The 24,137-nt window shown below is 60.6% G+C and carries 24 protein-coding genes; 5 read left to right on the top strand and 19 right to left on the bottom strand.

Annotated elements, in window-relative coordinates:
- Positions 1-164: 164 nt before the first annotated feature.
- The gene (ccpA, locus tag EKM88_RS09030) at positions 165-1,166 is read right to left on the bottom strand and encodes a catabolite control protein A (protein ID WP_125705385.1); all 1,002 of its coding nucleotides are present in this window, start codon (positions 1,164-1,166) and stop codon (positions 165-167) included.
- Between the two features lie 207 nt (positions 1,167-1,373).
- Between ccpA and EKM88_RS09025 the strand changes: the two genes are divergently transcribed.
- Complete coding sequence (locus EKM88_RS09025; protein WP_125705383.1) at positions 1,374-2,477, top strand: M24 family metallopeptidase; 1,104 nt, start codon at positions 1,374-1,376, stop codon at positions 2,475-2,477.
- A 53-nt stretch (positions 2,478-2,530) separates the two neighbouring features.
- On the opposite strand, the gene EKM88_RS09020 is transcribed toward EKM88_RS09025, so the two are convergent.
- Together EKM88_RS09020 and EKM88_RS09015 are read right to left on the bottom strand one after the other, a co-directional pair.
- The gene (locus EKM88_RS09020; protein WP_125705380.1) at positions 2,531-3,004 is read right to left on the bottom strand and encodes a YtxH domain-containing protein; all 474 of its coding nucleotides are present in this window, start codon (positions 3,002-3,004) and stop codon (positions 2,531-2,533) included.
- 12 nt (positions 3,005-3,016) lie between these two features.
- The gene (locus EKM88_RS09015; protein ID WP_125705378.1) at positions 3,017-3,445 is read right to left on the bottom strand and encodes a DUF948 domain-containing protein; all 429 of its coding nucleotides are present in this window, start codon (positions 3,443-3,445) and stop codon (positions 3,017-3,019) included.
- A 188-nt stretch (positions 3,446-3,633) separates the two neighbouring features.
- On the opposite strand from EKM88_RS09015, the gene EKM88_RS09010 reads away from it, so the two are divergent.
- Complete coding sequence (locus EKM88_RS09010; protein ID WP_404819973.1) at positions 3,634-4,506, top strand: mechanosensitive ion channel family protein; 873 nt, start codon at positions 3,634-3,636, stop codon at positions 4,504-4,506.
- A gap of 21 nt (positions 4,507-4,527) precedes the next feature.
- Positions 4,528-5,415 carry a DUF368 domain-containing protein gene (locus EKM88_RS09005; protein WP_125705374.1) on the top strand — a complete coding sequence of 296 codons (888 nt, stop codon included), beginning with the start codon at positions 4,528-4,530 and terminating at the stop codon, positions 5,413-5,415.
- Positions 5,416-5,702: 287 nt separating this feature from the next.
- Here EKM88_RS09005 and cbpB read toward each other — a convergent pair whose 3' ends face one another.
- The gene (gene cbpB, locus EKM88_RS09000; RefSeq protein ID WP_125705372.1) at positions 5,703-6,179 is read right to left on the bottom strand and encodes a cyclic-di-AMP-binding protein CbpB; all 477 of its coding nucleotides are present in this window, start codon (positions 6,177-6,179) and stop codon (positions 5,703-5,705) included.
- 195 nt (positions 6,180-6,374) lie between these two features.
- Between cbpB and EKM88_RS08995 the strand changes: the two genes are divergently transcribed.
- Positions 6,375-7,106 carry an MIP/aquaporin family protein gene (locus EKM88_RS08995; protein WP_125705370.1) on the top strand — a complete coding sequence of 244 codons (732 nt, stop codon included), beginning with the start codon at positions 6,375-6,377 and terminating at the stop codon, positions 7,104-7,106.
- A 148-nt stretch (positions 7,107-7,254) separates the two neighbouring features.
- Here the strand turns inward: EKM88_RS08995 and EKM88_RS08990 are convergent, their stop codons facing one another.
- Entirely contained in the window at positions 7,255-7,773 is a 519-nt protein-coding gene (locus EKM88_RS08990) for a YfcE family phosphodiesterase (protein WP_125705368.1), read from the bottom strand.
- 10 nt (positions 7,774-7,783) lie between these two features.
- Complete coding sequence (gene racE, locus EKM88_RS08985) at positions 7,784-9,226, bottom strand: glutamate racemase (protein ID WP_125705366.1); 1,443 nt, start codon at positions 9,224-9,226, stop codon at positions 7,784-7,786.
- Positions 9,227-9,377: 151 nt separating this feature from the next.
- Here racE and EKM88_RS08980 point away from each other — a divergent pair, with 151 nt between their 5' ends.
- Entirely contained in the window at positions 9,378-9,845 is a 468-nt protein-coding gene (locus EKM88_RS08980; protein WP_125705364.1) for a DUF2507 domain-containing protein, read from the top strand.
- A gap of 32 nt (positions 9,846-9,877) precedes the next feature.
- Here EKM88_RS08980 and trxA read toward each other — a convergent pair whose 3' ends face one another.
- The 13 genes from trxA to dinB form a co-directional block, all read right to left on the bottom strand.
- Entirely contained in the window at positions 9,878-10,189 is a 312-nt protein-coding gene (gene trxA / locus EKM88_RS08975) for a thioredoxin (protein WP_125705361.1), read from the bottom strand.
- 108 nt (positions 10,190-10,297) lie between these two features.
- Positions 10,298-12,655: an endonuclease MutS2 gene (locus EKM88_RS08970; RefSeq protein ID WP_125705359.1), complete on the bottom strand. Its 2,358-nt coding sequence runs from the start codon at positions 12,653-12,655 to the stop codon at positions 10,298-10,300.
- Positions 12,656-12,726: 71 nt separating this feature from the next.
- Positions 12,727-13,266, bottom strand: coding sequence for a CvpA family protein (locus EKM88_RS08965; RefSeq protein ID WP_125705357.1), 540 nt, complete (start codon positions 13,264-13,266; stop codon positions 12,727-12,729).
- Positions 13,267-13,270: 4 nt separating this feature from the next.
- Positions 13,271-13,510 carry a cell division protein ZapA gene (locus EKM88_RS08960; protein WP_125705354.1) on the bottom strand — a complete coding sequence of 80 codons (240 nt, stop codon included), beginning with the start codon at positions 13,508-13,510 and terminating at the stop codon, positions 13,271-13,273.
- Between the two features lie 588 nt (positions 13,511-14,098).
- Positions 14,099-14,425, bottom strand: coding sequence for a DUF1292 domain-containing protein (locus EKM88_RS08955; RefSeq protein WP_125705352.1), 327 nt, complete (start codon positions 14,423-14,425; stop codon positions 14,099-14,101).
- Positions 14,426-14,446: 21 nt separating this feature from the next.
- Entirely contained in the window at positions 14,447-14,869 is a 423-nt protein-coding gene (ruvX, locus tag EKM88_RS08950; protein ID WP_125705350.1) for a Holliday junction resolvase RuvX, read from the bottom strand.
- Complete coding sequence (locus EKM88_RS08945; RefSeq protein WP_125705348.1) at positions 14,870-15,130, bottom strand: IreB family regulatory phosphoprotein; 261 nt, start codon at positions 15,128-15,130, stop codon at positions 14,870-14,872. It abuts the gene before it with no gap.
- Positions 15,131-15,272: 142 nt separating this feature from the next.
- Positions 15,273-17,921, bottom strand: a complete 2,649-nt coding sequence (gene alaS, locus EKM88_RS08940; protein WP_125705346.1) for an alanine--tRNA ligase — start codon at positions 17,919-17,921, stop codon at positions 15,273-15,275.
- 264 nt (positions 17,922-18,185) lie between these two features.
- On the bottom strand, positions 18,186-19,103 hold the full coding sequence (locus EKM88_RS08935; RefSeq protein WP_125705344.1) for a hypothetical protein: 918 nt from the start codon (positions 19,101-19,103) through the stop codon (positions 18,186-18,188).
- 216 nt (positions 19,104-19,319) lie between these two features.
- Entirely contained in the window at positions 19,320-20,663 is a 1,344-nt protein-coding gene (locus EKM88_RS08930; protein ID WP_125705342.1) for a DEAD/DEAH box helicase, read from the bottom strand.
- A gap of 2 nt (positions 20,664-20,665) precedes the next feature.
- Complete coding sequence (locus EKM88_RS08925) at positions 20,666-21,616, bottom strand: DHH family phosphoesterase (RefSeq protein WP_125705340.1); 951 nt, start codon at positions 21,614-21,616, stop codon at positions 20,666-20,668.
- On the bottom strand, positions 21,613-22,935 hold the full coding sequence (locus tag EKM88_RS08920) for a DRTGG domain-containing protein (protein WP_125705338.1): 1,323 nt from the start codon (positions 22,933-22,935) through the stop codon (positions 21,613-21,615). The genes EKM88_RS08925 and EKM88_RS08920 overlap by 4 nt, the downstream gene beginning before the upstream one ends.
- A 63-nt stretch (positions 22,936-22,998) precedes the next feature.
- Complete coding sequence (gene dinB / locus EKM88_RS08915) at positions 22,999-24,096, bottom strand: DNA polymerase IV (protein ID WP_125705336.1); 1,098 nt, start codon at positions 24,094-24,096, stop codon at positions 22,999-23,001.
- Positions 24,097-24,137: the final 41 nt, after the last annotated feature.

Below are 24,137 nucleotides of genomic sequence, written 5' to 3'. Positions count from 1 at the left end.
AAAGCGCCCGCCATCTCGTATGCGGGCGCTTTTCAGTTGTACTGCCACACCCTGCATGTGGCCCCGATACGGCGGGTGGGCCTGATCGCGTGTCCGTAGCAGCCTCACGCAAAAAGGCGCCCCGACCCGCTGGTACACGGGGTGGGGCGCCACTATCCTGCTACTTACTTGGTGGACTTGCGGGCAGTGATATCAAAGCCCAGGCGGATCGTCTTGGCATCGATGTCTTCCTTGTTCATCATCTTGGTGAGCAGGCGCATCGCGACGGCACCGATATCATACAGCGGCTGGTCGATGGAGGTCAGCTGTGGGCGGGCCATCTCGGTCAGCTTGGTGTTGTTGGAGGTGATCAGCTCGAAGTCGGCAGGTACGCTGACGCCGGCATCCAGAGCGCCGTCCAGCAAGCCCACGGCCACTTCATCGTCGCCGACAACGGCGGCGGTGGCACCGGCCTTTTGGAGCTGTGCGAACAGCGCAAGCCCGGCGTGGTAGCTGGTTTCCGCTTCAAAAACGAGGCTTTCGTCGTAAGCGAGGCCGGCCTTTTCAAGCGCCTGCTTGTACCCCTTGAGCCGGTACTGGCCGTTGATCGGCTGGCTCAGCGGGCCGGTGACCAACGCCACCTGCTTGTTGCCGGACGCGATCAGTTGCGTCGTGGCGGCTTCAACGGCGGCCACGTAGTCGATGTTGACGCTGCCGACCTGCTCGTCGGGGTCCACGGACCCCGCCAGCACGATCGGGGTCTTGCTGCGGGAGAACTCTTGGCGTACGCCATCAGAGATGTCATTGCCCATGTAGATCAAGCCATCGACCTGCTTGGCCAAAAGCGTGTTGAGCACCTGAACTTCTTTTTGGCTGTTTTCGTCAGAGTTCGCCAGGATGATGTTGTACTTGTACATCGTCGCCACATCGTCGATCCCCCGCGCCAGGCTGGAGAAGAACATGTTGGTGACGTCAGGGATGATCACCCCGACCGTTGTGGTCTTCTTGGACGCCAGGCCACGCGCCACGGCATTCGGGCGGTAGTCGAGCTTGTCGATGACTTCCAGCACCTTCTTGCGGGTGGCTGGCTTCACGTTCGGGTTGCCGTTAACGACCCGGGAAACCGTCGCCATCGAGACGTTGGCCTCACGTGCAACATCGTAGATTGTGATTGTTTGCTTTTCCATGATTGATTGCTCCTTGGTGTGTTGACACTTCATTTCCAGTCCACTGTATCAGAAGGATTATCGCAATGCAAGCGTTTTACTGAACTTTTCATGCAAATTTTCATGAGCTCTTTTCAGAAAGTCATCAAATCCACCGCTGTGCTATACTTAAAGGCGCAAAACCCACCCCGCTTGCGGGCGTGCTGGATCAACAAAGGAGGCACTCGCATGAATCAACATCTTCAAGCCCTGCAAACCTGGGTTCAGGATCAGAACCTGGACCTGGCTTACATCAGCAACTTCACCAACATCAACTACTACACCGGCTTCTTCAGCGACCCTGAGGAACGGATCACCGGTCTGTTCGTTTTCCCCGACCAAGAACCATTCCTCTTCGTGCCCGCCCTGTCGATCGAGGCCGTTAAGAAGGCCGGCTGGCCTTACGGCGTCGCCGGCTACCTCGACCACGAAGACCCCTTCGCGCTGATCGCCACGCAGATCAAACAGCGCAGTGCCAACCCGCTGCACTGGGGGATCGAAAAGGATGACTTGGCTGTCTTCAAATACGAGGCCATCATGCGTGAGTTCCCGCAGGCCACCTTCCCGGCCGATGCCAGCCGCTTCAGCGAAGGCCTGCAGCTGATCAAGACTCCGGACGAAATCGCGAAGATGATCGCGGCCGGGCAGCAGGCCGATCGCGCCTTTGCCGCCGGGTTCGCCGCACTGAAGGCGGGCATCACGGAGCAGCAGGTCGTCGCCGAGATCGAGTACGCGATGATGCAAGAAGGTGTCATGCATATGTCCTTTGACACCATCGTGCAGGCCGGCGTCAATGCCGCCGACCCGCATGGCGGCCCGGAAGCCACCGCAGTGCAACCTGGGGAGCTCGTCTTGTTTGACCTCGGGACGAACAACCATGGCTACATGTCCGACGCTACGCGCACCGTGGCGTTCGGCGGTCCGGTTTCCGCCAAAGCCCGTGAGATCCACGCGGTCTGTCTGGAAGCACAGCTGACCGCTCAGGCGGCCGTGCGGCCCGGCTTGACCGCTGAGGCCTTGGACAAAATTGCCCGTGACGTGATCGAAAAGGCCGGCTACGGGGCGTACTTCAACCACCGCCTGGGCCACGGGATCGGCATGTCCACCCACGAATTCCCGTCCATCATGGCCGGCAACCAGATGGAACTGAAGCCTGGCATGTGCTTCTCCATCGAACCCGGCATCTACATCCCCGGCGTGGCCGGCGTGCGCATCGAAGACTGCGTGCACGTCACCGAAACGGGTTGCGAGCCATTCACCCACACCCCAAAGGACTTCACGACCATCGCTTAATCAAAGAAGCCGTGCCCTGCAATTGCGCAGGGCACGGCTTCTTTGATTAAGCGCTAAGCTTCCGGGGTATCGCTTTCAGCGTCCGGGGCCGCATCCGCTTCTGGTGTGGCTGGTGCTTCTGGCGCGGCTGGGGCATCGTCTTGATCCTTCGCTTGCGCAAATGCGCTTTTGCCGTCCAGGACAATGTCATCGAACTCATCGTTCACGGCCACTTCCGGCGCATCGGTCAGCTCATCTTTGAGCGCTGCCGTGGCCTCATCGAACGTGGTCAGGTCGGCTTCTTCCACCGGCTTTTGGGCCTTCGCCTTCAGGTCACTGACGAAGTCTTCCGCGGACTCGCGCCATTCGGCGGTCGCATCGCGCGCGTAGTCGTAGTAATCGGCGGCGCGGTCAGCCAGGTCGTCCTTCTTCTCGCTAAACTTGCGCTTCAGGTCTTCGCTGGTCTGTGGTGTCAACAAGTAGGTGGCGGCCAGCGAGCTGGCGGCCCCAAGCACAAACCCTAACAGAAAATGACTCTTTTTGGACATATGGACTTCCCCCTAATCTTTGGTTGGTTCTTTTTTCTTCAGCAACGACATGGCTTTTTGGCCCACCTTGGCGGCAACGGTGACCTTGGTCGCGTTCTGGGCCCCACTGGACACCTTGCTGGCCAAGTTGCGCGTGGAGGTGTTCAGGTCGGACACAGATTCGCCGAGCTCGCCGATCGCCGTGAAGACGGGATCGATGGCGGCGACCTTACCGTTCACGTCGTTCAACAGCGTGTTCGATTTGGTCAACAGCGCCTCGATCTCGTTGGTCAAAGGCTTCACCTCTCCGTTAATCGTGGCCAGTGTCTGATTGACCTCCGCCACCGTCTGCTTGATTTCTTTCGTGACCCCGGACAAGCGGATCGCGATAATCGCCACGGCCAGCGCAATGATCAAAAATGCGACCGCTGCGATCACGCCTGCGACTTCTGCTCCTGACATGCAACACCCTCCTTATGGGACCCCTGTTGGGCCCATGCAATGGCTTTCGCCGGATACCTTTAGGATAGCATCAATCCCGGGGGGCGGCAAACACTAGCCTAAAAGTTCCCTAATATTTTGGGCCTTCAACTGGGCGAGTTGCCGCGGGTTTGATAAACTAGAAGCACTAAGGAGCGGATACTGTGACCATACTGACAGAAACTAAAGACCTCACCACGCAGACGAATCTACTGCTGCGCTACCTGAATCACATTGACTGGGACGGTGTGCTGAACCAGGCGATCACCGTTGTCGTCCAGTTGCTATTCTTCTCGCTCTTGTTCTTCGTCCTCAACGCGGTCGGCAAGAAGCTTGTCAATCGCGGCTTCAACACCTACAAGACCAAGAGCCGCCTGTCGGATTCCCGCATCGCCACGATGCATACGCTGACGCGCAACGCGTTCTCGTACGTCATTTTCTTCTTTTACCTTTACGCCATCCTGTCCACGCTCGGCGTCCCAGTGGGTACGCTGATCGCTGGGGCCGGGGTGGTCGGGATCGCCTTGGGCTTGGGCGCGCAGGGGTTTGTGTCCGATGTCGTCACCGGCTTTTTCATTATTCTGGAGGGTCAGTTCGATGTCGGGGACTCGGTGCAACTCGGCCAGATCAGTGGCAAGGTGACCAGCGTTGGGTTGCGCACCACCATCGTGCAAAGCTTCAACGGGACCATCAACTACATCCCTAACCGCAACATCACCATCGTCTCCAACCTGTCGCGCAGCAATATGCAGGCCCTCATCAAGCTACCGATGCGCCCGGACGTGGACCTGGCGGCCGTTACTCAGGTCATCAACGACGTCAACCACCGGCTGGTGCCGACGCACAAAATGATCAAAAGCGGGCCCGATGTGCTCGGCCTCACCGACAACGGCGATGGCACCTTCTCTTATCAGGTGCTGATGTTCGTTGAAAATGGCCAGCAGTTGCCGATCCAGCGCGAGTTTTTGGCCGCCTATGTGCAGGCGCTGGCAGATGCCGGCATCGACATCCCCACCCCGACCCTGACGTTAAACAACCACTAGCCCCCCAATCGGAGGACCATTATGTTGAACTTTCTCAAAGGCGCCATCATCGGCGTTGCGCTTGTCATTCCCGGCCTGTCCGGCAGTATCTTCGCCGTTGTGGTCGGTCTGTACGACCGGCTCCTGCAGGCGGTCAACCACTTCCGTGAAGCCCCACGTCAGCACGGGCGCTTCCTGCTCCCCATCGGCCTCGGCGCCGTGGTCGGCATCCTCGCCTCCACCAAGGCCGTCCTAGTGGTCACCACCCAGTGGCCGCTGGCCAGCTACGGTTTTTTCATCGGGCTGGTCCTCGGCATCGGCCCCTACATCTGGCGCAAAATCCGTCAGGTGCCCTGGCGGCCGGTGTATGTGTTGCTGCCGGTGCTGGGCTTTGCGGTCATCTACGGCCTCGCGAAGCTTGGCGGCACGCAACCCGAGAACCTGATCGCCATTCCCGCGCTGACCAGCGTCCAGGACGCCCTGACCATGACTTACGCCGGCGGTTTCGCCGTTGCCCTGATGGCCATTCCAGGCATCTCAGGCTCGATCATGCTGATGGTGATCGATCAGTACGGCACCGTGTATAACGCCGTCAGCCAGCTCGGGAGCGCCTTGCGCGCAGGTCTCAGTGGCGACTGGGCGGCCGCGCGTGACGCGCTCGCCAGCGTGGCACTGCTACTGCCGTTCATGCTCGGGGCCGCCATCGGCCTGCTGCTCATCGCCAAGCTGATGGAATGGCTGCTTCAACGCTTCGAGGCGCAGGTCTACTACGCGGTCATCGGGATTGTCATCGCCGCGGTGGTCATCCTGGTCGAAACCGGCCTGACGCCGTACTGGCCAGCAGGTGGCTTGCAGCCGGTTGGGCTCGTGGCGCTCAGCGTGCTGGTCGGCATCGCCGCAACGCTGTGGCTGGACAAGCCGACAGACTAATTCCTCACTTGGTTGGCGCGTGACGCGCCAAGGCCCCGCCTCGATCGGTTCGTTAAAAAGGCTGCGACATAATTTAACCGCCCGAGAATGACCCACGACTATTCCAGGACAGGACGACCCCAAAAAGTAACGCCCTTTCTAACGCATGTCTACTCGTAACTCACTACGTTCGAACGAGCAGAGCAAGCCGTATCATCAAGGCCTCCCGCAAAACCTAAGTTCGGGTTTTACAGGAGGCCTTGATGATACTCTGGGCTAAAACCGCTTTTTGCCTCAGCCTCTTTGCGCTACGGTTCTTCAGGTTTGAGGGTCACAAGGTACTGCTTGTCCAGATTGTGACCGATGTAATTGATGCCCTTCATCACCTCGCGCCGCGTCACGATGCCGGTGAAGGTGCCATCACCGGCCACGACCGGAAGAAAGGGGTTGTCGACCAACAGGTGCAGCACGTTCTCCACGTCGTAGGGGTTTTGGATCGTTACCACATCCGTTTCCATCACGTCCTTGACGCACAGCTGATCCAACGGGGCGACGCTGAGGTCATCAAGCCCGAGCATCGTGTTGGTGATCATCGGCAGTGACAACAACCCCTTGAGGTGGTCATCGCGGTCAAGGACCGGGATCTTGGCGTAGCGGATCTTGGTCAGCACGAGAAAGGCGTGGCGCAGCGAGTTGTCTTCGCTGACACTGGCAACAACGTCACCGGGAATCATGAAGTGCTGGCGGTTCTCTATCATCATGTGATCGATCACTTTGTTGATCATTCGGTTAAACTCCTTTGGACTGGCAGCAGCAATCGCTACAGGGACGACTCCATTGTACCGAAATCCGTATGTGAGCGCACCCACAAGCTGAAAGCTTTACGGCTTCGTAAAAGTTATTTACTATGATTTCATTAATTGGTATCATGACATCATATTGCTCACTTTTTTGACTAATGGCACAGATGGAGGCACAAAATGACATACGATATAGGCGTGCGCCTGATTGCGGAATTCATGGGCACCGCGATCATGGTCGCACTCGGTAACGGTTCGGTCGCAAACGTCGACCTGAAAGGGACCAAGGGGAACGGCTCTGACTGGATGCTGATTGCCGTTGGTTACGGCGCGGGGGTCATGATCCCCGCGATGGTCATCGGGGGGATCTCTGGGAACCACATCAACCCGGCGTTCACGATCGGGCTCGCCGTTGCGGGCATGTTCCCGTGGGCTGAGGTGCTCCCCTACCTCGCCGCGCAATTTCTTGGCGCGATGTTCGGTCAGCTGTGGGTCGTTGCAGCCTACAAGCCGCACTACGATTTGACCGTCAACACGCAGCACGTGCTGGGCACATTCAGCACCATCAGTGCGACCAAGAGCAAGTTCAACGGCTTCATCAACGAATTCATCGGGTCATTCATCCTCTTCTTCGGGGCGCTGGGCATCACCAAGGCGCCATTCTTCCAGGATAACCTCGGCACCGCGCACATGGCCCTCGGCTTCCTGGTGGCCACGCTGGTGGCAAGCTTCGGGGGGCCGACTGGCCCGGCCTTGAACCCGGCGCGTGACCTCGGTCCCCGGATCCTGCACCAACTGCTCCCCCTGCGCCACAAGGGCAGCTCCGACTGGGGCTACGCCTGGGTCCCAGTGGTGGCGCCAATTCTGGCCGCCATCACCGCAATTCTTTTATACAAAACCGTCTTCATGTAACGCCACTCGCCTAGCGCTTGCGCTGGGCGTTTTTGATTGGCGCTCCCCAAACTGAAAAAGCGAAGCGGCCTGCCCCCCAAGTGCGGTTTTACAGGTCACTTCGCTTATCCACTGGGCCAAGCCCGGTGTGGGTCACCGCACGTTTTGCTTAACGCGTAAAGGTGCGGCGCAGGCCTGGCGCAGGCTGGCCGTCACGCTGATAGTAGGTGCACGTGACGGCCGCTGACGTGACGTCGATCACCGCGTAGGTGCCGCCAAGGCGGGCAAACTGTCCGCGCGGCTGGCTGATGCTACCGGGGTTCAGGATCACCATGCCGTTGTGCTGCGCCACGCCCAGTGCGTGGGTGTGGCCGAACAGCACCAAGTTGGCCCCAGCCTGCTCTCCGGCTTCGATCAGCTGGTCCAGTCCGTAGTTGACGCCGAAGCGGTGGCCGTGGGTCATGAAGATGGTCACGCCGGCCACGGTAGCGGTCAGCGTGAGCGGAAAGGCGGGGTCATAATCCATGTTCCCTGCCACCGCCCGGTAGGTTTGAAACACCGGGGCATCTGCCGCGAGCTCCGAGTCACCGGCGTAAAAGTACGCCTCCGCGTCAGGCTGCTGTTTTAGAATTTTGAGCAGGATGCCCCGGTCGCCGTGGGCATCACTGACTGCAACGATTTTGACCATTCGTCCTCCCTCACCGCGTCTCGCGGTACCACTGCCGCCACTGCTGCTCAAGCGCCCGCATGGCGTTGCCGCGGTGGCTGACCGCGTTTTTCTCTGTTTCGCTCAGCTCGGCCATGGTTTTACCCAAGTCCGGCAGCAGAAAGTACGGGTCGTAGCCAAACCCATTGTCCCCGCGCGGAATGCCGGTGATCATCCCGGTCACACTACCGCTGACCACCAGGTCGTCGGCTGGTCGGTTCGGCTTCGCGAAGACCAGCGTCGAGTGGAATGTGGCCTGACGCTTGGCTTGGGGCACCGCCCCAAGCGCCGCCATCAGCTTGGCGTTGTTGGCGGCATCATTGTGGCCGGCGCCGGCGTAGCGCGCCGAGAACACCCCAGGCTGGCCGTCCAGCGCAGCCACCATCAGCCCGGAGTCATCGGCCAACACCGGCAGTTCTAGCATCCTAGCGTAGCCGTCCGCCTTCAGCCGCGCGTTTTCCTCGAAGGTTGCCCCGGTTTCGGCCACCTCCGGCAGCGCCGGAAAGTCGCTTAGGCTCTTGACGGTGATCCCGTCCGCTTCAAACATCGCGGCGATTTCGCGCACTTTTCCCGCATTCTTGGACGCGACCACGATCGTGTCGGTCGGGGCCGCCTGGGCCCCCGCGGTCGGCAGGTCGTCAATGGTCACGTGGGTGCTTTGAACGCTCAGCGCCAGCCAGTTGCCGGCGATCACATCGAACAGCTCGGCGTTCCCAGTGGTGTAAAAGACGCGCGTTGGCGCGCCAACCGGTGCATCGTTGGCGATGTCAAAGTAATCCAGCAAGGTGGAGACCTCGCTGACGGTTTCAGCGCCGGAGTCGATCAGCGTCACCCCTGGGCCCATCACGTGTTGAATCAGTGGCCGCAGCAGCGGGTAGTGGGTGCAGCCCATCACCAGCGTGTCGATGTCTTGATGCAGCAGCGGCTGCAGGGTCTCAGCCACCACCCGCTTGGCGATGGCGCTGGTCATTTCGTTGCTTTCCACCAGTGGCACGAACTTCGGCGCCGCCAAGCTGGTCACGCGCACACGGGCCGCTTTTTGGTGCAGGGTGTGCGCGTAGGCGTCACTTTGAACTGTCCCCTCGGTGCCGATCACTCCGATGTGGCCGGTGTGCGTGGCCTTCAGTGCGGCCCGGCTGCCCGGCACGATGACGCCAATGACCGGGATGTCGAGCTTCGCCTTCAGGTCGGGGAGTGCCGCGGCCGTGGCCGTGTTGCAGGCCACCACCAGCATCTTGATGTTTTTTTGAAGCAAGAAGTTGACCATCTGCCACGTAAACGCGCGCACCTGCGCCGCGGGCCGCGGGCCGTACGGCAGGCGCGCCTGATCGCCGAGGAACACGATGTTTTCGTTGGGCAGCTGGCGCAAGGCCTCCTTGACGACGGTCAGCCCGCCGACCCCGGAGTCGATGAATCCAATGGGTTGCGTCTTCATTATCTTTGCCTCTTTCGCTTAGTCTGAATCTATATTGTGGGCGTCCTGCGCGCTTTTTTCAAGTCTCATGCTGACCGCTGATTTTCCGCGGCGAATTGGGTATACTAAAAGCGAGCGTTGCCGCCCTACGGCAACCGTTGAGGAGGCCATCATGGCAAAAGCCGATTACCAAGAACTACTCGCGCTGGATGCGCAGGGCCCGCTGTTCGGCGAGCTGATGCTGCGCGACTTGCTACTACCCGACCTACTGGGTGAGGAAACCAGCAGCATCGCTTACTGGGCCGGCCGCGCGCTGGCCCGTAAGCTGCCCGTCGAAGAAGACCAGCTGACCACCCTGTTTGAGCGCGTGGGCTTTGGCGTGCTGGCACCGGCCAGCAGCAAACACCACGAGCGCAACTACACCCTGAGCGGCCCGGTTGTTCAGACGCGCATCGCAAACTTTGACGCGCCGGACTTTCGCCTTGAGGCAGGATTCCTCGCCGAAAGTCTGCAACAGGTGCTGGGCATGGTGGTGGAAGCCAACCCGACGATCGATCGTCGCAAGCAGGTGGTCACGCTGACAGCCGCCTTGGACCCTAAGGCCCCAGTGGCGCGCACCACCCAGTTCATCCACCACTAAAAAAGCGAACGCCGCGGCGTTCGCTTTTTTAGTTACTTCGTGTACTTGTCGAGGATTTCGGACAGCTGCTCTTTGGTGTGGTAACCCACGATCTTTTCGACCGCCTCGCCGTCTTTTTTCACCAACAGCGTTGGAATCGCCATGATGCCAAAAGACTGCGGCGTGTTTGGGTTCGCATCCACGTCCATCTTCACAAACTTCACGTCCTTGCGTGTCTCCGCCAAGGCATCGATCACTGGGCTCTGCATCCGACACGGGCCACACCAGGTCGCCCAAAAGTCGGTCAGGGTCACGCCGGTTGCTGTTTCCTGCTCAAACGTCGTATCCGTTACTGCTTCAACCATTCGAGTCACTCCTTCTTACTTTTCGTAACTATGACTAATTTTAATATACCACACTCAGCCGCCAAATGCGACTTAATTGCCCACAACTAAACGCCCCCGCGCCACGCGCTACTTAAACTCCACGATTGTTGCACCGGAGCCGCCGGCGTTTTGCGGGGCGAAGCCGAAGCGCTTGACTTGCTTGTTGCGCTTCAGGTACTGGGTGACGCCGTTGCGAATCGCGCCGGTGCCCAAGCCGTGGATAATGGTGACCTGCTGGTAGCTGGCCAGCAGCGCGGCATCGATGTAGCTGTCGAGCTTGGCCATTGCATCGTCGTAGCGCTCACCGCGCAGATCCAACGTGGTGGCCGGCCCGGTCATGCCGCCGCGCACGGTGGCCACCCGACGTTTAGGTGTCGCGTCTTCCGGCGCCTGCATCTTCTCCAGGTCCTTGGTGGCGATGCGCATGCGCATGATGCCGATCTGCACCTCCCAGTGCGTGGCATCGACCGGCGCCAGCAGCTCCCCGGTTTGGCCGTAGCTCAGCACCTTGACCGTGTCTCCCGGCGTCAGCGCCTGCTTGCGCTTTTCGCGGCGCAGGATCCGGTTTTTCGGCGCGGCCTTCTCCTGATGCAGGTCTTTCAGCGCGGTTTTGGCTTCGATCAGCTGATTCTCCTTGACAGTGCCCGGATTGGTCAGCTGCATCTGGCGCAGGTCGCGGATGATCTTGTCGGCCTTCTCCGTCGCCTTGACCACAATGGCATTGGCTTCGTCTTTGGCCTTGTCAAGCTGGCGCTCGCGCTCGGTGAAAAAGTCGGTGTAGGCCGCCTTGAGGTCCGCATGCAGCTGCGTCGCCTCATCCAGTTCGCGACGCGTGGCCTTGTACTCGGTTTCGGCCGCCTTGCGCTGACTTTCAAGGTCCGCGATCATGTTATTCAGGTCGTGACTGTCATCGGCGATCAAAAGCTTCGCGCGGTCCACGATGCTTGGCTCAAGGCCGAGGCGCAGCGAGATGTCAAAGGCGTTGGAGCGCCCTGGCACCCCGATCAACAGCTTATACGTCGGCTGCAGTGTCGCCACATCGAACTCCATGGACGCGTTGATGGTGTTGGGGGTGTTGTACCCGTAAAGCTTCAGCTCCGGGTAGTGGGTCGTGGCCACGACCTGTGACCCCACCGTGCCGACCTCATCGAGGATCGCGATCGCAAGCGCCGCCCCTTCCTGCGGGTCGGTGCCGGCGCCGAGCTCATCGAACAGCACCAGGCTTTGCGCGTCAACATGCGCGAGGATGCTGATGATGTTGGACATGTGCGCCGAAAACGTGCTGAGGTTTTGCTCGATCGACTGCTCGTCGCCGATATCCGCAAAAACATCCGAGAACACGCCGATGGTGCTCTCCTCCGCCGCGGGAATGAACAGGCCGGACTGGCCCATCAGCTGCAGCAGGCCCAGCGTCTTGAGGGTGATGGTTTTCCCCCCGGTGTTCGGCCCGGTCACTACGATCGCCTGGTAGTCCGCACCGATGGTGATGCGATTGGGCACCACCTTCTTGGGGTCGATCAGCGGGTGGCGCGCCGCCAGCAGGTCCACGTGATTCGCAGTGGACACCTGCGGCTCCGTTGCTTTCAATAGCCGCGCATACTTGGCCTTGGCGTTGATAAAGTCAAGGTGGCCGAGCACGCCGGCGTTGGCGGCCAGCTCACGGGTGTACGGGGCCACAGCCTCAGACAGCTCCGCCAAAACGCGTTCGATCTCGGTCGCCTCGGCGATCTGCGCCTCACGTAGCCGGTTGTTCATCTCAACAATGGCTTGCGGCTCGATGAACAGTGTCTGACCGCTGGCGCTTTGGTCGTGCACGACGCCGCCGAACTGGCCGCGGTACTCCGCCTTGACCGGGATCACGTAACGGTCATCGCGAATCGTCACGATCGGGTCGCTCAGATACTTGGCGGAGCCGCCGTGGGTGTAGTTGTCCATCCGCGTGCGGATCTCGCCTTCCAACCGCTTGATTTGTTGGCGAATGCTGCGCAACGCGGGGCTTGCGTCATCGGTCAGGTGCCCCTCATCGTCAACCGCCGTCACCAGCCGCCGCTCAAGCGCCGGCAGGCTCGTCAGCTGCTGCTGCAAGTCGTACACCTGCCGCAGGTCGAGGTTTTCGCTCAGGTCCACCAGAAACTTATCGACGGCGCTGACCGTGCGCAGGACGCGAGCCAGCTCGGCCAGCTCGCTGCCGTTGAGCACCGCACCGATCTGCACCCGCTTGAGGGCGGGGCCGATGTTGGTCAGTTGCGGGATCGGGATCCCGCCGCGCAATCGCAGAATCGCCGCGCCATCGGCCGTTTCATCCAGCGCCAGTTGAACCGCCTGCGCATCGCTGGCCGGGGTCAGCGCGCGCACGCGCGCCTGGCCCGCCGCCGTGGCCACGTCTTGCAGCAACTGCGCCTTGATCTGGTCATACGCCAGGGTCTTGAGAATTTTTGGGTTCATGGATCACTTCATCTCCTAATTAAAACGTGAAAAGCGGCCAGACCAAAGGCCTGCCCGCATGATTGGACGAATTAGGCTTCAAGCCACAGGTGGGTAAACAACCCGGTCAAGCCTAGGGAGTAGCGCACAATCAGCTTCGCCACAAAGGAGTCGGCCAGTATGTGCTGCAGCCCGGCCACGGGAATCAGGGCCACTAGGTACAGCAACAGGAAGACGAACAAGTACCCCATCAGGAGGTTCAAGACGCCCCCGGCCAGCCCGTTGACACTCGGGTCCACCGGCCGGTACTTCAGGTCGTGCAGCCATAGCGCAACAAAACGCGTCACCAGCCACCCCAGTGCCAGCAAGGCAACAAAGGCCACACCGCGATAAAACGCCTGGTCCAGCGTCAGCCCAACTTGGTTGCTGAAGAACACGAACTCGCTTGACTCGGTAGCCGACGGGTACGGCACCAACAGCGTCAGGTGCGTGGCCAGGGCCTGATACCCTGCCGTGGCGATCGCAAGGCTGATCAAATAGCCGACAATGTGCACCAGCTGCAACCAGACCCCGCGGCGCATGCCCTCATAAAAGAAGTAGGCTAACACCAGAATAATGCCCAAACTTAACATTCACTCACTCCTGCGCGGCAAGCTGTGCAGTTGCCTCGATCTTCACCGCGTCGGACAGCGCATTGAACGCCAGCAACACCGCAGCATCTTCCGTACTGATCGTTGGGGCAAGTGTTTTGATCTGCGTCAGTCGCTCGTTGAGCATCGCCACCACCGCCGAAAAGTGGGCCGTTGAGCCCGGGCCAACGATCGTGTACGTTTTGTCCCCGATAACGGCCTTGAACCGTCGCTTCTGTTCTTCCACACAAACCCCTCCTAAACCGCGTTTCCGCCGACGCCAAATAGGCCAGCCGAAACTGCATACTGGCCTATTTTACCATGAAAGAATCGGTGACGCCAGACGTCGAGCGGCATGGCGATCTGGGTCCAGTCTATGTCGCCCTGCCACTTGCACTTAAGTGTGGCCCAAGCTTTTCAGGATGCGTTTGACCGTGACGCCTTGGTGAGAGACTTTCCGACCCGCTTACTGATTTCCGGTCTTCGTCGAGCGGCGTGGCGATGTTGGTGCGGTCTAAGCCACCCTGCCACTCGCGCCTGAGTGCGATCGCAAACTTTTCGGGATTCTTTTAACTGTGAAGCCTTGGTTAGAGACTTTCCGATTCGCTTACTGATTTCCGGTCTTCGTCGAGCGGCGCAAAGCAACGCAGGTGCATCTAGCTACGCCAAGTCACTCGGGGCCAAGTGCGCCCCAAGCGCCTTGGCTTGCTCTGCCTGTTCGAACGCAGTGAGTTACAGGCAGACATACGTTAGGAATGCTAGCTGACCTGCTAAGTGCGCTTTGCGCCGCTCTGGGGACCAAAAAAGCAGCCCTCCGCGGACTGCTTCCTGTGGCTTATTCGCCGTCTTCGTCGTCTTCATCGGCCAAGAAGGTGTTCAGCACCTCTTCGACCATCTCCCACTCATCATCGTCCTCAATCGGGAACAGGTCGCCTTGGCTGGCGTCGCCGTTTTCGTCTGGGGTGAAGGAGAAGGCCTGGATCTCGACGTCTTCGTCTTCGGCTGCGCCTTGTGGGTAAAGTAACACGTAGCTCTTGCCGTAGTCGTCAGAGTCAAAGGTGAAGAGGACCTGATACAGTTCCTCGTTGCCTTTTTCGTCGATCAGGGTAATCAGTTGCTCGTCTTCACCTGCGTGCAGGTTTTCGTTGTTTTCTTCAGCCATGTGCTTTCCTCCGTGGCGGACCTAGTGACTCACCCGGTCCAAGTAGTTTTGCAGGATCATCTGGGCCGCCAGCTTGTCGATGACTTGCTTTTGGCGCTTGCGCGACGCGTCTGCCTCTTCGATCAGCATCCGCGACGCCTCAACGGTGGTCAACCGTTCGTCGGTGAACGCAACGGGCAAGTTGAAGCGGGCCTCAAGCATCTTACCGTATGCCTGTGACTTTTCCGCCCGCGGGCCCAGTGTGTTGTTCATGTTCTTAGGCAAGCCCACCACGAACTCGGTCACCTCATACTGCGCCACAATTTCGGCCACGCGGTCCAGGCCAAAATCATCCTTATCTTCATTGATGCGGATGATCTCAAGGCCCTGCGCCGTCCAGCCAAGCGGATCGCTCAACGCGACCCCCACCGTGCGGGAGCCAACGTCTAATCCCATTAAGCGCATCTATTGTTTCTCCTTGCCGAGATAGTTGCGAACAAGCTCTTCGATGATCTCGTCGCGCTCGTGCTTGCGAATCAGATTCCGCGCGTCGTTGTAACGCGGAATGTACGCCGGGTCACCAGAGATGAGGTAGCCCACGATCTGGTTGATCGGGTTGTAGCCCTTTTCTTCAAGCGACTGGTACACAGTCTCTAACGTTTCATGAACATTCTTCGGGTTGTTATCCGGGAAATCAAAGTGGACGGTTTGATCCAATGTGCTCATTCTTAACACCTCTATTCTGTCCAGTTCACCCTATAGTTTACTTGAATCTGGCCAAAAGTACAATCTAACCCCTCGCCCCGATCAGCGCCAGGAGTCGCCCTGAAAGCGGTCACGGCAAGGGGTTGCGCGCCTTTCACAATATTTAGTTTTCGTGCGCGATCAGGGTGTCCTTCGCCAGCTTCAGTGCCGCACCGATCCCGGCCGGGTTCTTCCCGCCGGCCTGGGCCATATCCGGCCGGCCGCCGCCACCGCCACCGATGGCTGGGGCAATGGCCTTGATCAGGTCGCCGGCCTTGACGCCTTGCTTGATAGCTGCCGGGCTGGCGCCAACCAGCAGGCTGACCTTGCCATCCTTGGCGGTTGCCAGCACCAGCACGTCACTGGCCGCCTTCTCGCGCCACTGGTCGCCCAGTTGGCGCAGTTCATTCATGCCGGCCACGTCAACGGCCTTGGCGATCAGGGTGAAGGCCCCGGCATCAGCGGCTTGATCGAAGATGCCGGCCGCCTCTTGGGCCGCCAGCTTCGCCTGCAGGCCAGCGACCTGCTTGCTTGCGGCGCGCAGGTCGGCCTGCAAACTTTGCACCTTGGCCGGAACGGCGGCCACTTGGTCCAGTTTCAGGTTCGCTGCGGCTTCCTGCAGCAAGTCCTGTTGCTGGGTCAAGTATTCGTAGGCCTCCTGGCCGGTCACGGCCTCAACTCGACGCGTGCCGGCGCCGATGCCGGTTTCACTGGTGATTTTGAACAACCCCAGCGCCGCCGTGTTGGTCGGGTGTGTGCCGCCATCGAACTCGCGGTTGTAGTCACCGATCGACACGATGCGCACGACGTCGCCGTACTTGTCGCCAAACACCGCAATGGCGCCTTGCTTCTTCGCTTCCTCGATCGGCAGCTCTTCCCATGTGATCGGCAACTGGCGCCAGATCTGGGTATTGACGCGTTGCTCCACTTCACGCAGCTGCGCCGGGGTGACCGAGCCAAAGCTCGTGAAGTCAAAGCGCAGGTAGCCGGGCTCAACCAAAGAGCCCGCCTGGTGCGTGTGTTCGCCGAGCACTTCGCGCAGCGCCTGGTCGAGCAAGTGCGTCGCGGTGTGGTTCATGGACACCTTCTTGCGCCGCGTTTCATCCACGGTCAGCGTGTAGGTGGCGCCCTTGGTCAGCGTGCCTTCCACGTCGACCGTGTGCAGGTTCTGCCCGTTCGGGGCGTGCTGCACATTGGTGACCTTGGCCACCACTGCCCCATCGGCATCGGTGATGATCCCGTGATCGGCGACCTGGCCCCCCATTTCCGCATAAAACGGCGTCTGATCAAACAGCAGGCGCGCCGTGCCAGCGGTGACGCGGTCCACGAGCGTATCATCGACCACGAGCTCAAGGAGCTGGGCGTCATCTTGCAGGTCCGTCCAACCCGTGAAGCGGCTGGCGTCCTTGATTCCCATCAGCACTTGGTCCTGGCTCCCCATGGACTGCGCGTCCCCCCGGGCGGCGCGCGCACGGGCCCGTTGTGCGTCCATGTTGGCCTTAAAACCGGCCATGTCGGTGGTGAAGCCCTCATCGGCCGCGATCTCGGCGGTCATTTCAACCGGGAAGCCAAACGTGTCGAACAGCTTGAACGCCGTGGCGCCCGGCACTTCGGTTTGGCCCGCGGCCTTCAAGTCGGTGATGGTGGCGTCCAGCAGACTGAAGCCGGCGTCCAACGTTTCGCGGAACCGATCCTCCTCGGAGCGGATCACTTTTTGAATGAAGGTCTGGTTCTTCAGGACTTCTGGGTAGTAGCTTTCCATGATCCGCCCGACCACGGGAACCAGCTGATACATGAAGGCCTGGTTGATGCCCAGCTTCTTGGCGTTCACCACCGCGCGCCGGATCAAGCGGCGGAGCACGTAACCGCGCCCTTCGTTGGATGGCAGCGCACCGTCCCCAATGGCAAAGGTGACCGTGCGGGCGTGGTCCGCAATGATCTTGAAAGCCACGTCGTCCTTGGCATCAGCGCCGTACTTGCGGCCGGCGCTGAGCGCCTCGGTGGCCTTGATGATCGGCATGAACAGGTCGGTTTCGAAGTTCGTCTTGGTGTTTTGGATGACGGACACGAGCCGTTCGAGCCCCATGCCGGTATCGATGTTCTTGTGGGGCTGCTCCACGAAGCGCCCGTCCGGCAGGTGGTTGAACTCAGAGAACACGATGTTCCAGACTTCCAGGTAGCGCTCGTTTTCACCCCCCGGGTAGTTCTCGAGATCGTCTTCCGCCACGTTGTTGAATGCTTGGCCGCGGTCATAGAAGATTTCGGAATCCGGACCGGATGGCCCCTCGCCGATATCCCAGAAGTTGTCCTCGACTTCGAAGATGTGCGCGTCCGACAGTCCCACAACGTCGTGCCAGATGCGCTTGGCTTCCGTATCCTTCGGGTACACCGTCACGTACAGCTTGGCAGGGTCCAACCCCAGCCAGCGGTCTGATGTCAGGAACTCCCACGCCCACGGGATGGCGCTTTCCTTGAAGTAGTCGCCCACTGAGAAGTTGCCGAGCATTTCAAAGAACGTCAGGTGACGCGCAGTCTTGCCGACATTCTCAATGTCGTTGGTACGGATCGACTTCTGCGCGTTGGTGATGCGGGGGTTGGCGGGCACCACGGTCCCGTCAAAGTACTTCTTCAGCGTAGCGACCCCGGAGTTGATCCAAAGCAGCGTCGGGTCATCGACGGGGATCAAGCTGGCGCTGGGTTCGACTGCGTGCCCTTTTTCCTTAAAGAAATCCAGAAACATCTGGCGGATCTGTGCACTTGAAAGTTGTTTCATTGTGTCCTCCTACTGGTGTTCGCACCTGCGAACCGACAAAAAACACCGCTGCAATCCAAGGACGCTTGCGCGCGGTACCACCTTGGTTGCAACGATGTCACTCGTTAACCTCTTAATTACGGTATTCATCTCGATATCAGGGAGCACGGCTGGGTCAGGCCACGACGCTCGCAACAGTACGCCGTTTTCTGGATGGGAAGCTGACCTTTGTCGCATATCCTAACGCGCTCAATTATACGAATTGGGCCTTGGCAAGTCAACCGGTCACAGCGCGATTCGCACGATTTTGCGGTAACGGCTGCCGGCAAAGGTCGGCGCGGCCGCCCGGTAAAACGGCGACAGGCCGAGCCACGCCGCACCGGTCGGCGGCGCGGTCAGGCCAGCCCGCTTGGCCACCGCCGTGGCGAGTAGCTCGGGCTGCCCCACCACCGGCACAGTCAGACCAAAGCGGTTGGGCACGTAGTTCATCGGCTGGGTCGGCAGGCGGTTGCCCCACGCAAACAGGCTGGTGCCGCCGCCGCTCATCAGGTACTCGAACTCACGCTCAGTGGCGAGGCCAAACCCGAATCCGCCGAGCCGCCGCAGCAGCTGTGGCAGGTCCCAGTCGCGGCGTTGGGCGACCTGATACGTCGATTCGCCGACCTGGCGCAGCACCACCTGGCCGTCCGTCAGCACCGGTGCCAGGGCCGCCGGCGCTTCTGTTGCGGATGGTTGCAACAGCGTCAGCACCGCCTGGCGCACCGGACTAAACGCGAAGTGGTTGCCCAAGAAGCGCTGCGTCAGCAGATCGATCTGCCCCAGCACCTCCAGGTCGCTCGCAATGCTGGCGCGCGCCACCAGCATCGGCGGCAAATCGACCACCGCCGCCGGGCTCAAGTGGGCCACAACAGCAGCCGCCCCAACGCCCAGCGCGTCAACCACTGGGTGCATCGCCGGCGGCAGCGGGTTTGGCACACCCAGGCTCACCTGGCGCATCCCCGGCACAAAGCGCAGCCACTCCCCGGCGATCAGAAAATCATACGTGGCCAGCGTTTGCCCGAACCAGCTCACCGTCACCGGCACGCGCGCGTCCACGGCTACCAGCGGGCTCAAAAAGTAGCGGCTCAGCTGCGTGGCCGCAAAGTCGCGCTGTTTGGCGCTGAGGGTCTGCCAGTCCGGTAACAGAAGTGATTGATCTGCCATAGTGCCCTCCTTTGAGGCCGACGTAGAACCTGATTCAAGTCTCTGGCCAGTGCGCATTCGCGGCTTTGAGTCGCGATCAGTCCGATCGCATCGCTAGGCCTCAGATGTTCTGCGCGACTCACCATCAGAAGACGCCCGTTCAGCCCGTAATCCTGTGCGGCAAGTGGCGCGCCTGATGCACCCGGTCGCGCCCGCCAGCGCGTGCGGGCGATGTGACTACTTGCTCTTTTTGGCCTTGCGGGCGCTGCGCAACTCTTCACGCTTCTTGATCTTATTGTTGCGGCGCCGCTCATCTGCAATCGCGGCCTGGATCTTCTTCTTGTAGCCCGGTTTCTTCTTCTTGGCTTCCTTCTTGGCGAGGCCGCGAATGGTCAGGCTCATTTCTTCCGTCTTCGGCTTGCGGGCCTGGCGGCGGTTGCGGTCGTAGCCGTCCACCAGCTCACCGTTTTTGAGCTGCTTGGGGGCAAAATGGATGCCCAGATGCTCAAGTTCGGCGATCTTGGCCTCTTGCCCCGGCAGGTACAGGGTGATGGCGGTGCCAGGCAGCCCCTTGCGGCCGGTGCGGCCAACGCGGTGAATGAAGAACTCGTTGTCGTTAGGCAGCTCCGCATTGATCACGAGGGACACGCCGTCGATGTCGATGCCGCGGGCCGCTAAGTCCGTTGCCACCACGTACTGGTACTTGAGGTCAGCGACTTCCTTCATCACGCGCTTGCGCTCGCGCGGCGCGATGCCGCCGTGGATCTTGGCCACTTTCAGCCCCTGGCTGGCCAGGTAGCGGTGGATCGCATCGACGCTTTCCTTCGTGTCGGCAAACACCAGCGCCAAAAACGGGTTGCCCCGAGTCAGGAGCTTGTAGATCAGCGCGTTTTTGTCCTGGCCTTTGACCGACATCAGCCAGTTGTCGACGGAATCGGCGATCACATGCTTGGGCTTGATGACGATCTCGGTCGGATGCGCCATGTACTTCTTCAAGAACGGTTGCAGCTTCGGCGGGATCGTGGCGGAGAACACCAGCATCTGCAGGTCCGCCGGGAACAGGCTAGCGATCTGGTCGACGATCGGCAAAAAGCCCATGTCGAGCGTCATGTCAGCTTCATCGACTACAAACGCGGTCGCCGTGTGGGCGGCCAGCGCCTGCGCCTTGATCAGGTCAAGCAGCCGCCCCGGGGTGCCGATCGCGACATGCGGTTGCTGGTTGGTCAGCTTCTCGACTTGGCGGTTCTTGTCTGTGCCGCCCACATAGTTGTTGATGCGCATCGCTGGCATGTCCTCAGCCAAGGCGCTGGCCACCGTGTAGATCTGGGTGGCGAGCTCACGCGACGGTGCCGCGATCACCAGTTGCACGTTGGGGTTGGTCACGTCGATGGCATTGAGTAGAGGCAACAGGAAGGCATGCGTTTTGCCGCTCCCGGTTTGGCTTTGGCCGATCACACTTTCCCCGCGCTTGGCAGCCGGGATCACTTTTTCCTGAATCGGTGTCGGCGTGGTGATGTTCATGCGGTCCAAGGCACTGATCAAAAACGGCTTGAGCCCGTACTGTTTGAATTGGTTGGTCATGGTTACTCCTTATCATTGGCGACCAGCGCTGCCAGCTCGGCAGTGATGGCCGCGATTTCGGCAGCGTCTTGGGCTTTGGCCCCGCTGGCCAGCGGATGGCCGCCCCCATTGTGGGCGCGGGCAATGTCATTGATGATCGGGCCCTTGGAGCGCAGGTTCACACGGTACGGGGCGTCATCGGGCTGCTGCACGAACAGTGCCCAGGCCACGACCTCCCCGAGACGGCCCGGTGTTCCCACGGCGGCATGCACCTGATCTGCCGTCAGACCCAGGCCCTGCCACACCTCAAGTGGGATCACAACGGTCGCCGCGCCGGCTTCGGTCACGTTGAGGTGCATGAACACGTAGCTCTGCAGCTTGGCTTGCGCAAACGTGATCTGATTCATCCGGTTGTTCAGCGCGGTCGGATCGAAGTCCTGCTTGATCAGCTCGGCCGCCACGTTCAGCGTGTGCGGCGAGGTGTTGTTGAACAAGAAGCGCCCGGTGTCGCCCACGATGCCGGCGTACAGCAGTCGCGCCGCCGCCGCGGTAAGCTTCAACGCGCCGTCACTGGCCTGAATCAGGTCATAGATCAGCTCGGACACCGAGCTGGCGGCTTCATCGACCCAGGTCGGGTCGCCGTATGCATCGTCGTTGGGGTGGTGGTCGATTTTGATCAGCATCGCCCCTTGCGGATAGCGGGCGTCCGAGATGCGCGGCTGATTGGCCGTGTCACAGACGATCACCAGCGCGCCAGCATAGGTCGCATCCGGCACGGTTTGCATCTGGGCCAGCCAGTCGAGGTTCCCCACTGGGCCACCCACTTGGTAGACCTTTTTGGTGGGAAAACCGGCCCGGATGGCCTCAGCCAACCCGCCCTGGGAGCCCAAGGCGTCCGGGTCCGGGTTGACGTGCCGGTGGATCAGGATCGTGTCGTACTGGCGGATCGCGTCAATAATCGCGGATTGAATCATCGTGAAGTCCTTTCTAGCAGCTGACAGGTGACCAAGGCCTTGGCGACCGGCAGGCCATCCGTCTGCAGTTCAATGTCAAATGAGCCTTCATGGCGCGTCAGCTCAAGCGGCCGCAGGGTCACCTGCACCGTTGACTCCAGCTGGATCGGGCGGAAGCTGTGCAAAGACAGCTGCTCCACCAGCACATTGCGCCGGCCACTGGCGTTCAGGTAGTGGGTCACCACCGCGTTGACCGCCTCGCTCATCACGCCAAAACTCAGCGTGCCCAGCTTGTTGGTCATCATCGGGGTGGTGTGCATCAGGTACACGGTGCCGTTTTCGGGTTGCACCTTAGCCAGCTCGATCTGCGCGTCGACCATGTCGGCGATGGTCGTGCCCACCGAGGTGCTCCCCAGGTCGGCCAGGCTAGCAAACACGCTGGTGCGCGTCACGATCCCCAGCAGCTGCCAGGCGTCGTCGACCACTGGCAGCAGGTTCAGCCCGTTGCCCTGCATCGTGTGGCCCACCGCGGTCACGCTCAGGTACGGCCGCACGGTTTGCGGGTCCTTGACCATCACGCGCTCAAGCGGCGTCGTCGGCTTCTTGCCGGCCACCAGCTTGGGCGTGACCATGCCGACTAAGCGGCCCCCAGCGGTGATGACCGGCAACACGAAGTCCGCACGGTCGGCTCGCAGGCGCATGAAATCCGCCACGGTGTCATCGACCAGCGCGGTTTTGGTTTCGGCCAGCGGCGTGTAAATGGCCGCCACGGTCAAAATGTCCTGCTTGATGGCCTGATCCGACAGCGCCCGGTTGATCATTGTCGCCACCGTGAAGGTGTCAAAACTGGTTTGCAATACCGGCAAAGACAGCGAATTGGCCAAACCGATCACGGCATCGGAGGTCATGAAGCCCCCGGTGATCAGCACCGCCGCGCCGTTTTGCAGCGCCAGGCGCTGGGCGTCCTCGCGGTTCCCGATGATGACCAGTGAGTTCTTCGTGATGTAGCGCGTCATCTCATCCGGCGTCATCGCGCCGATGACGAACTTATCGAGCTTCTTGGCGAGGCCGGCCGAGCCGCCGAGCACCTTGGCATCGATCAGCTTCAACAGCGCCCGAAACGTCAGCGAGTCGATGTTGTTGACCGGCTTTTGCTCGATGCGAATCGTGCCCACCCGCTCAATGGTCGACACCAGGCCGGTGGTTTCCGCCTCCTTGATGGCGCGGTACGCCGTGCCTTCGCTGACCTTCTGCTGCTTCGCGATCGTGCGCACCGAAATCTTGGTGCCCACCCCGAGGCTGGCAATGTAACTCAGGATCTGTTCGTGTTTTGTCGCCATTCTTCAAGCTCCCGTTCAATACAGTCTTTAGCCCGATTATACCATAGTTAGCGAACTGTATTGCTACAGTTTCAGGTCGATGTTCTCATATTGCTGCGGGTCTAACCCCGTGGCGGTGATGCCCAGCAGCCGGATCGCCTCAGGCTTCGGCGTCAGCCCCTGCCACAGTTGCCACGCCGCCTGAAAAATCGCCGTGGCCCCTTGCACGTAACCATCCTGCGTCAGCCGCCGGGTCAGGGTCACAAAATCGCGGTCGCGCACCTTGAGCACCACTGTCTTCCCGTGCTTTTGCTTGCGGGCCAAGGCGCCGGCGACCTGTTCCGCCAGACTTTGCAGCTCCGTTTGCACCTGCGCCTCAGTGGTGAGCACACTGCGGTACGTGCGCTCCTTGCCGATTGACTTGGCATCGCGCACCACCACCGGGCGGTTATCCACCCCCCGGGCGTGCTGGTACAGGCCAAAGCCCATTTTACCGAAGGCGGCGATCAGCTCGGCTTGACTGAAGCGGCGCAGGCTCGCCCCATCGGTCACGCCCATCGCTTCGAGCTGTGGGGCCGTTTTTTTGCCAACGCCGCGGAAGGCTTCGATCGGTAGCTGGTCCAAAAACGCCTGCGCCTGCTCTGGCAGAATGATGGTACGCCCCTGCGGCTTGTTGTACTCCGAGGCTTCCTTGGCCAAAAACTTGTTATACGACAGGCCGACCGAGCTGGTCAGGCCCGTGGTCTGACGGATCTGGTCCTGCAGCCACAAGGCCAGCGCGATGGTGCTGGGGAAGTCGCGGTTGGCGGTCACGTCCAGGTACGCCTCGTCCAACGCCACGGGCTCGATCAGGTCTGTGACCTGGTGAAACAGCGCATGGATCTGTGCCGACACCGCGCGGTACTTCGTAAAGTCCGGCGCTTTGAACGTCAGCAGGCGCTTGGGCACCAACCGTAACGCCTGGCTGGCCGGCATCGCCGAGTGCACGCCGTACTGGCGGGCCACATAATTGGCGGTCGTCACGACCCCCTTGCCCCCAGTCGTGCGCGGGTCGTGGGCGATCACCAGTGCCCGCGTCTTGAGCCGCGGCTCGTCACGTTGCTCAATCGACGCGTAAAACGCGTCCATGTCAACGTGAATGATTTTGCGCGAGGTGTCATTGGGCATTGGCAGCTCAAGCATGAGGCCCCTCCTTTCAAAATTGGCGTGACATCACACGGTAA

The organism is Lacticaseibacillus daqingensis (genome assembly GCF_003946115.1).
GTDB lineage: Bacteria > Bacillota > Bacilli > Lactobacillales > Lactobacillaceae > Lacticaseibacillus > Lacticaseibacillus daqingensis.
Note: the sequence above shows the minus strand (reverse complement) of the source record. Positions and strands in the feature narration are given on the sequence as shown.

Excerpts from the sequence above, each read along its gene's own strand:
- ccpA (WP_125705385.1), bottom strand. The coding sequence starts at position 1,166 with ATGGAAAAGCAAACAATCACAATCTACGATGTTGCACGTGAGGCCAAC.
- EKM88_RS09025 (WP_125705383.1), top strand. The coding sequence starts at position 1,374 with ATGAATCAACATCTTCAAGCCCTGCAAACCTGGGTTCAGGATCAGAAC.
- EKM88_RS09020 (WP_125705380.1), bottom strand. The coding sequence starts at position 3,004 with ATGTCCAAAAAGAGTCATTTTCTGTTAGGGTTTGTGCTTGGGGCCGCC.
- EKM88_RS09015 (WP_125705378.1), bottom strand. The coding sequence starts at position 3,445 with ATGTCAGGAGCAGAAGTCGCAGGCGTGATCGCAGCGGTCGCATTTTTG.
- EKM88_RS09005 (WP_125705374.1), top strand. The coding sequence starts at position 4,528 with ATGTTGAACTTTCTCAAAGGCGCCATCATCGGCGTTGCGCTTGTCATT.
- cbpB (WP_125705372.1), bottom strand. The coding sequence starts at position 6,179 with ATGATCAACAAAGTGATCGATCACATGATGATAGAGAACCGCCAGCAC.
- EKM88_RS08995 (WP_125705370.1), top strand. The coding sequence starts at position 6,375 with ATGACATACGATATAGGCGTGCGCCTGATTGCGGAATTCATGGGCACC.
- EKM88_RS08990 (WP_125705368.1), bottom strand. The coding sequence starts at position 7,773 with ATGGTCAAAATCGTTGCAGTCAGTGATGCCCACGGCGACCGGGGCATC.
- racE (WP_125705366.1), bottom strand. The coding sequence starts at position 9,226 with ATGAAGACGCAACCCATTGGATTCATCGACTCCGGGGTCGGCGGGCTG.
- EKM88_RS08980 (WP_125705364.1), top strand. The coding sequence starts at position 9,378 with ATGGCAAAAGCCGATTACCAAGAACTACTCGCGCTGGATGCGCAGGGC.
- trxA (WP_125705361.1), bottom strand. The coding sequence starts at position 10,189 with ATGGTTGAAGCAGTAACGGATACGACGTTTGAGCAGGAAACAGCAACC.
- EKM88_RS08970 (WP_125705359.1), bottom strand. The coding sequence starts at position 12,655 with ATGAACCCAAAAATTCTCAAGACCCTGGCGTATGACCAGATCAAGGCG.
- EKM88_RS08965 (WP_125705357.1), bottom strand. The coding sequence starts at position 13,266 with ATGTTAAGTTTGGGCATTATTCTGGTGTTAGCCTACTTCTTTTATGAG.
- EKM88_RS08955 (WP_125705352.1), bottom strand. The coding sequence starts at position 14,425 with ATGGCTGAAGAAAACAACGAAAACCTGCACGCAGGTGAAGACGAGCAA.
- ruvX (WP_125705350.1), bottom strand. The coding sequence starts at position 14,869 with ATGCGCTTAATGGGATTAGACGTTGGCTCCCGCACGGTGGGGGTCGCG.
- EKM88_RS08945 (WP_125705348.1), bottom strand. The coding sequence starts at position 15,130 with ATGAGCACATTGGATCAAACCGTCCACTTTGATTTCCCGGATAACAAC.
- alaS (WP_125705346.1), bottom strand. The coding sequence starts at position 17,921 with ATGAAACAACTTTCAAGTGCACAGATCCGCCAGATGTTTCTGGATTTC.
- EKM88_RS08935 (WP_125705344.1), bottom strand. The coding sequence starts at position 19,103 with ATGGCAGATCAATCACTTCTGTTACCGGACTGGCAGACCCTCAGCGCC.
- EKM88_RS08930 (WP_125705342.1), bottom strand. The coding sequence starts at position 20,663 with ATGACCAACCAATTCAAACAGTACGGGCTCAAGCCGTTTTTGATCAGT.
- EKM88_RS08925 (WP_125705340.1), bottom strand. The coding sequence starts at position 21,616 with ATGATTCAATCCGCGATTATTGACGCGATCCGCCAGTACGACACGATC.
- EKM88_RS08920 (WP_125705338.1), bottom strand. The coding sequence starts at position 22,935 with ATGGCGACAAAACACGAACAGATCCTGAGTTACATTGCCAGCCTCGGG.
- dinB (WP_125705336.1), bottom strand. The coding sequence starts at position 24,096 with ATGCTTGAGCTGCCAATGCCCAATGACACCTCGCGCAAAATCATTCAC.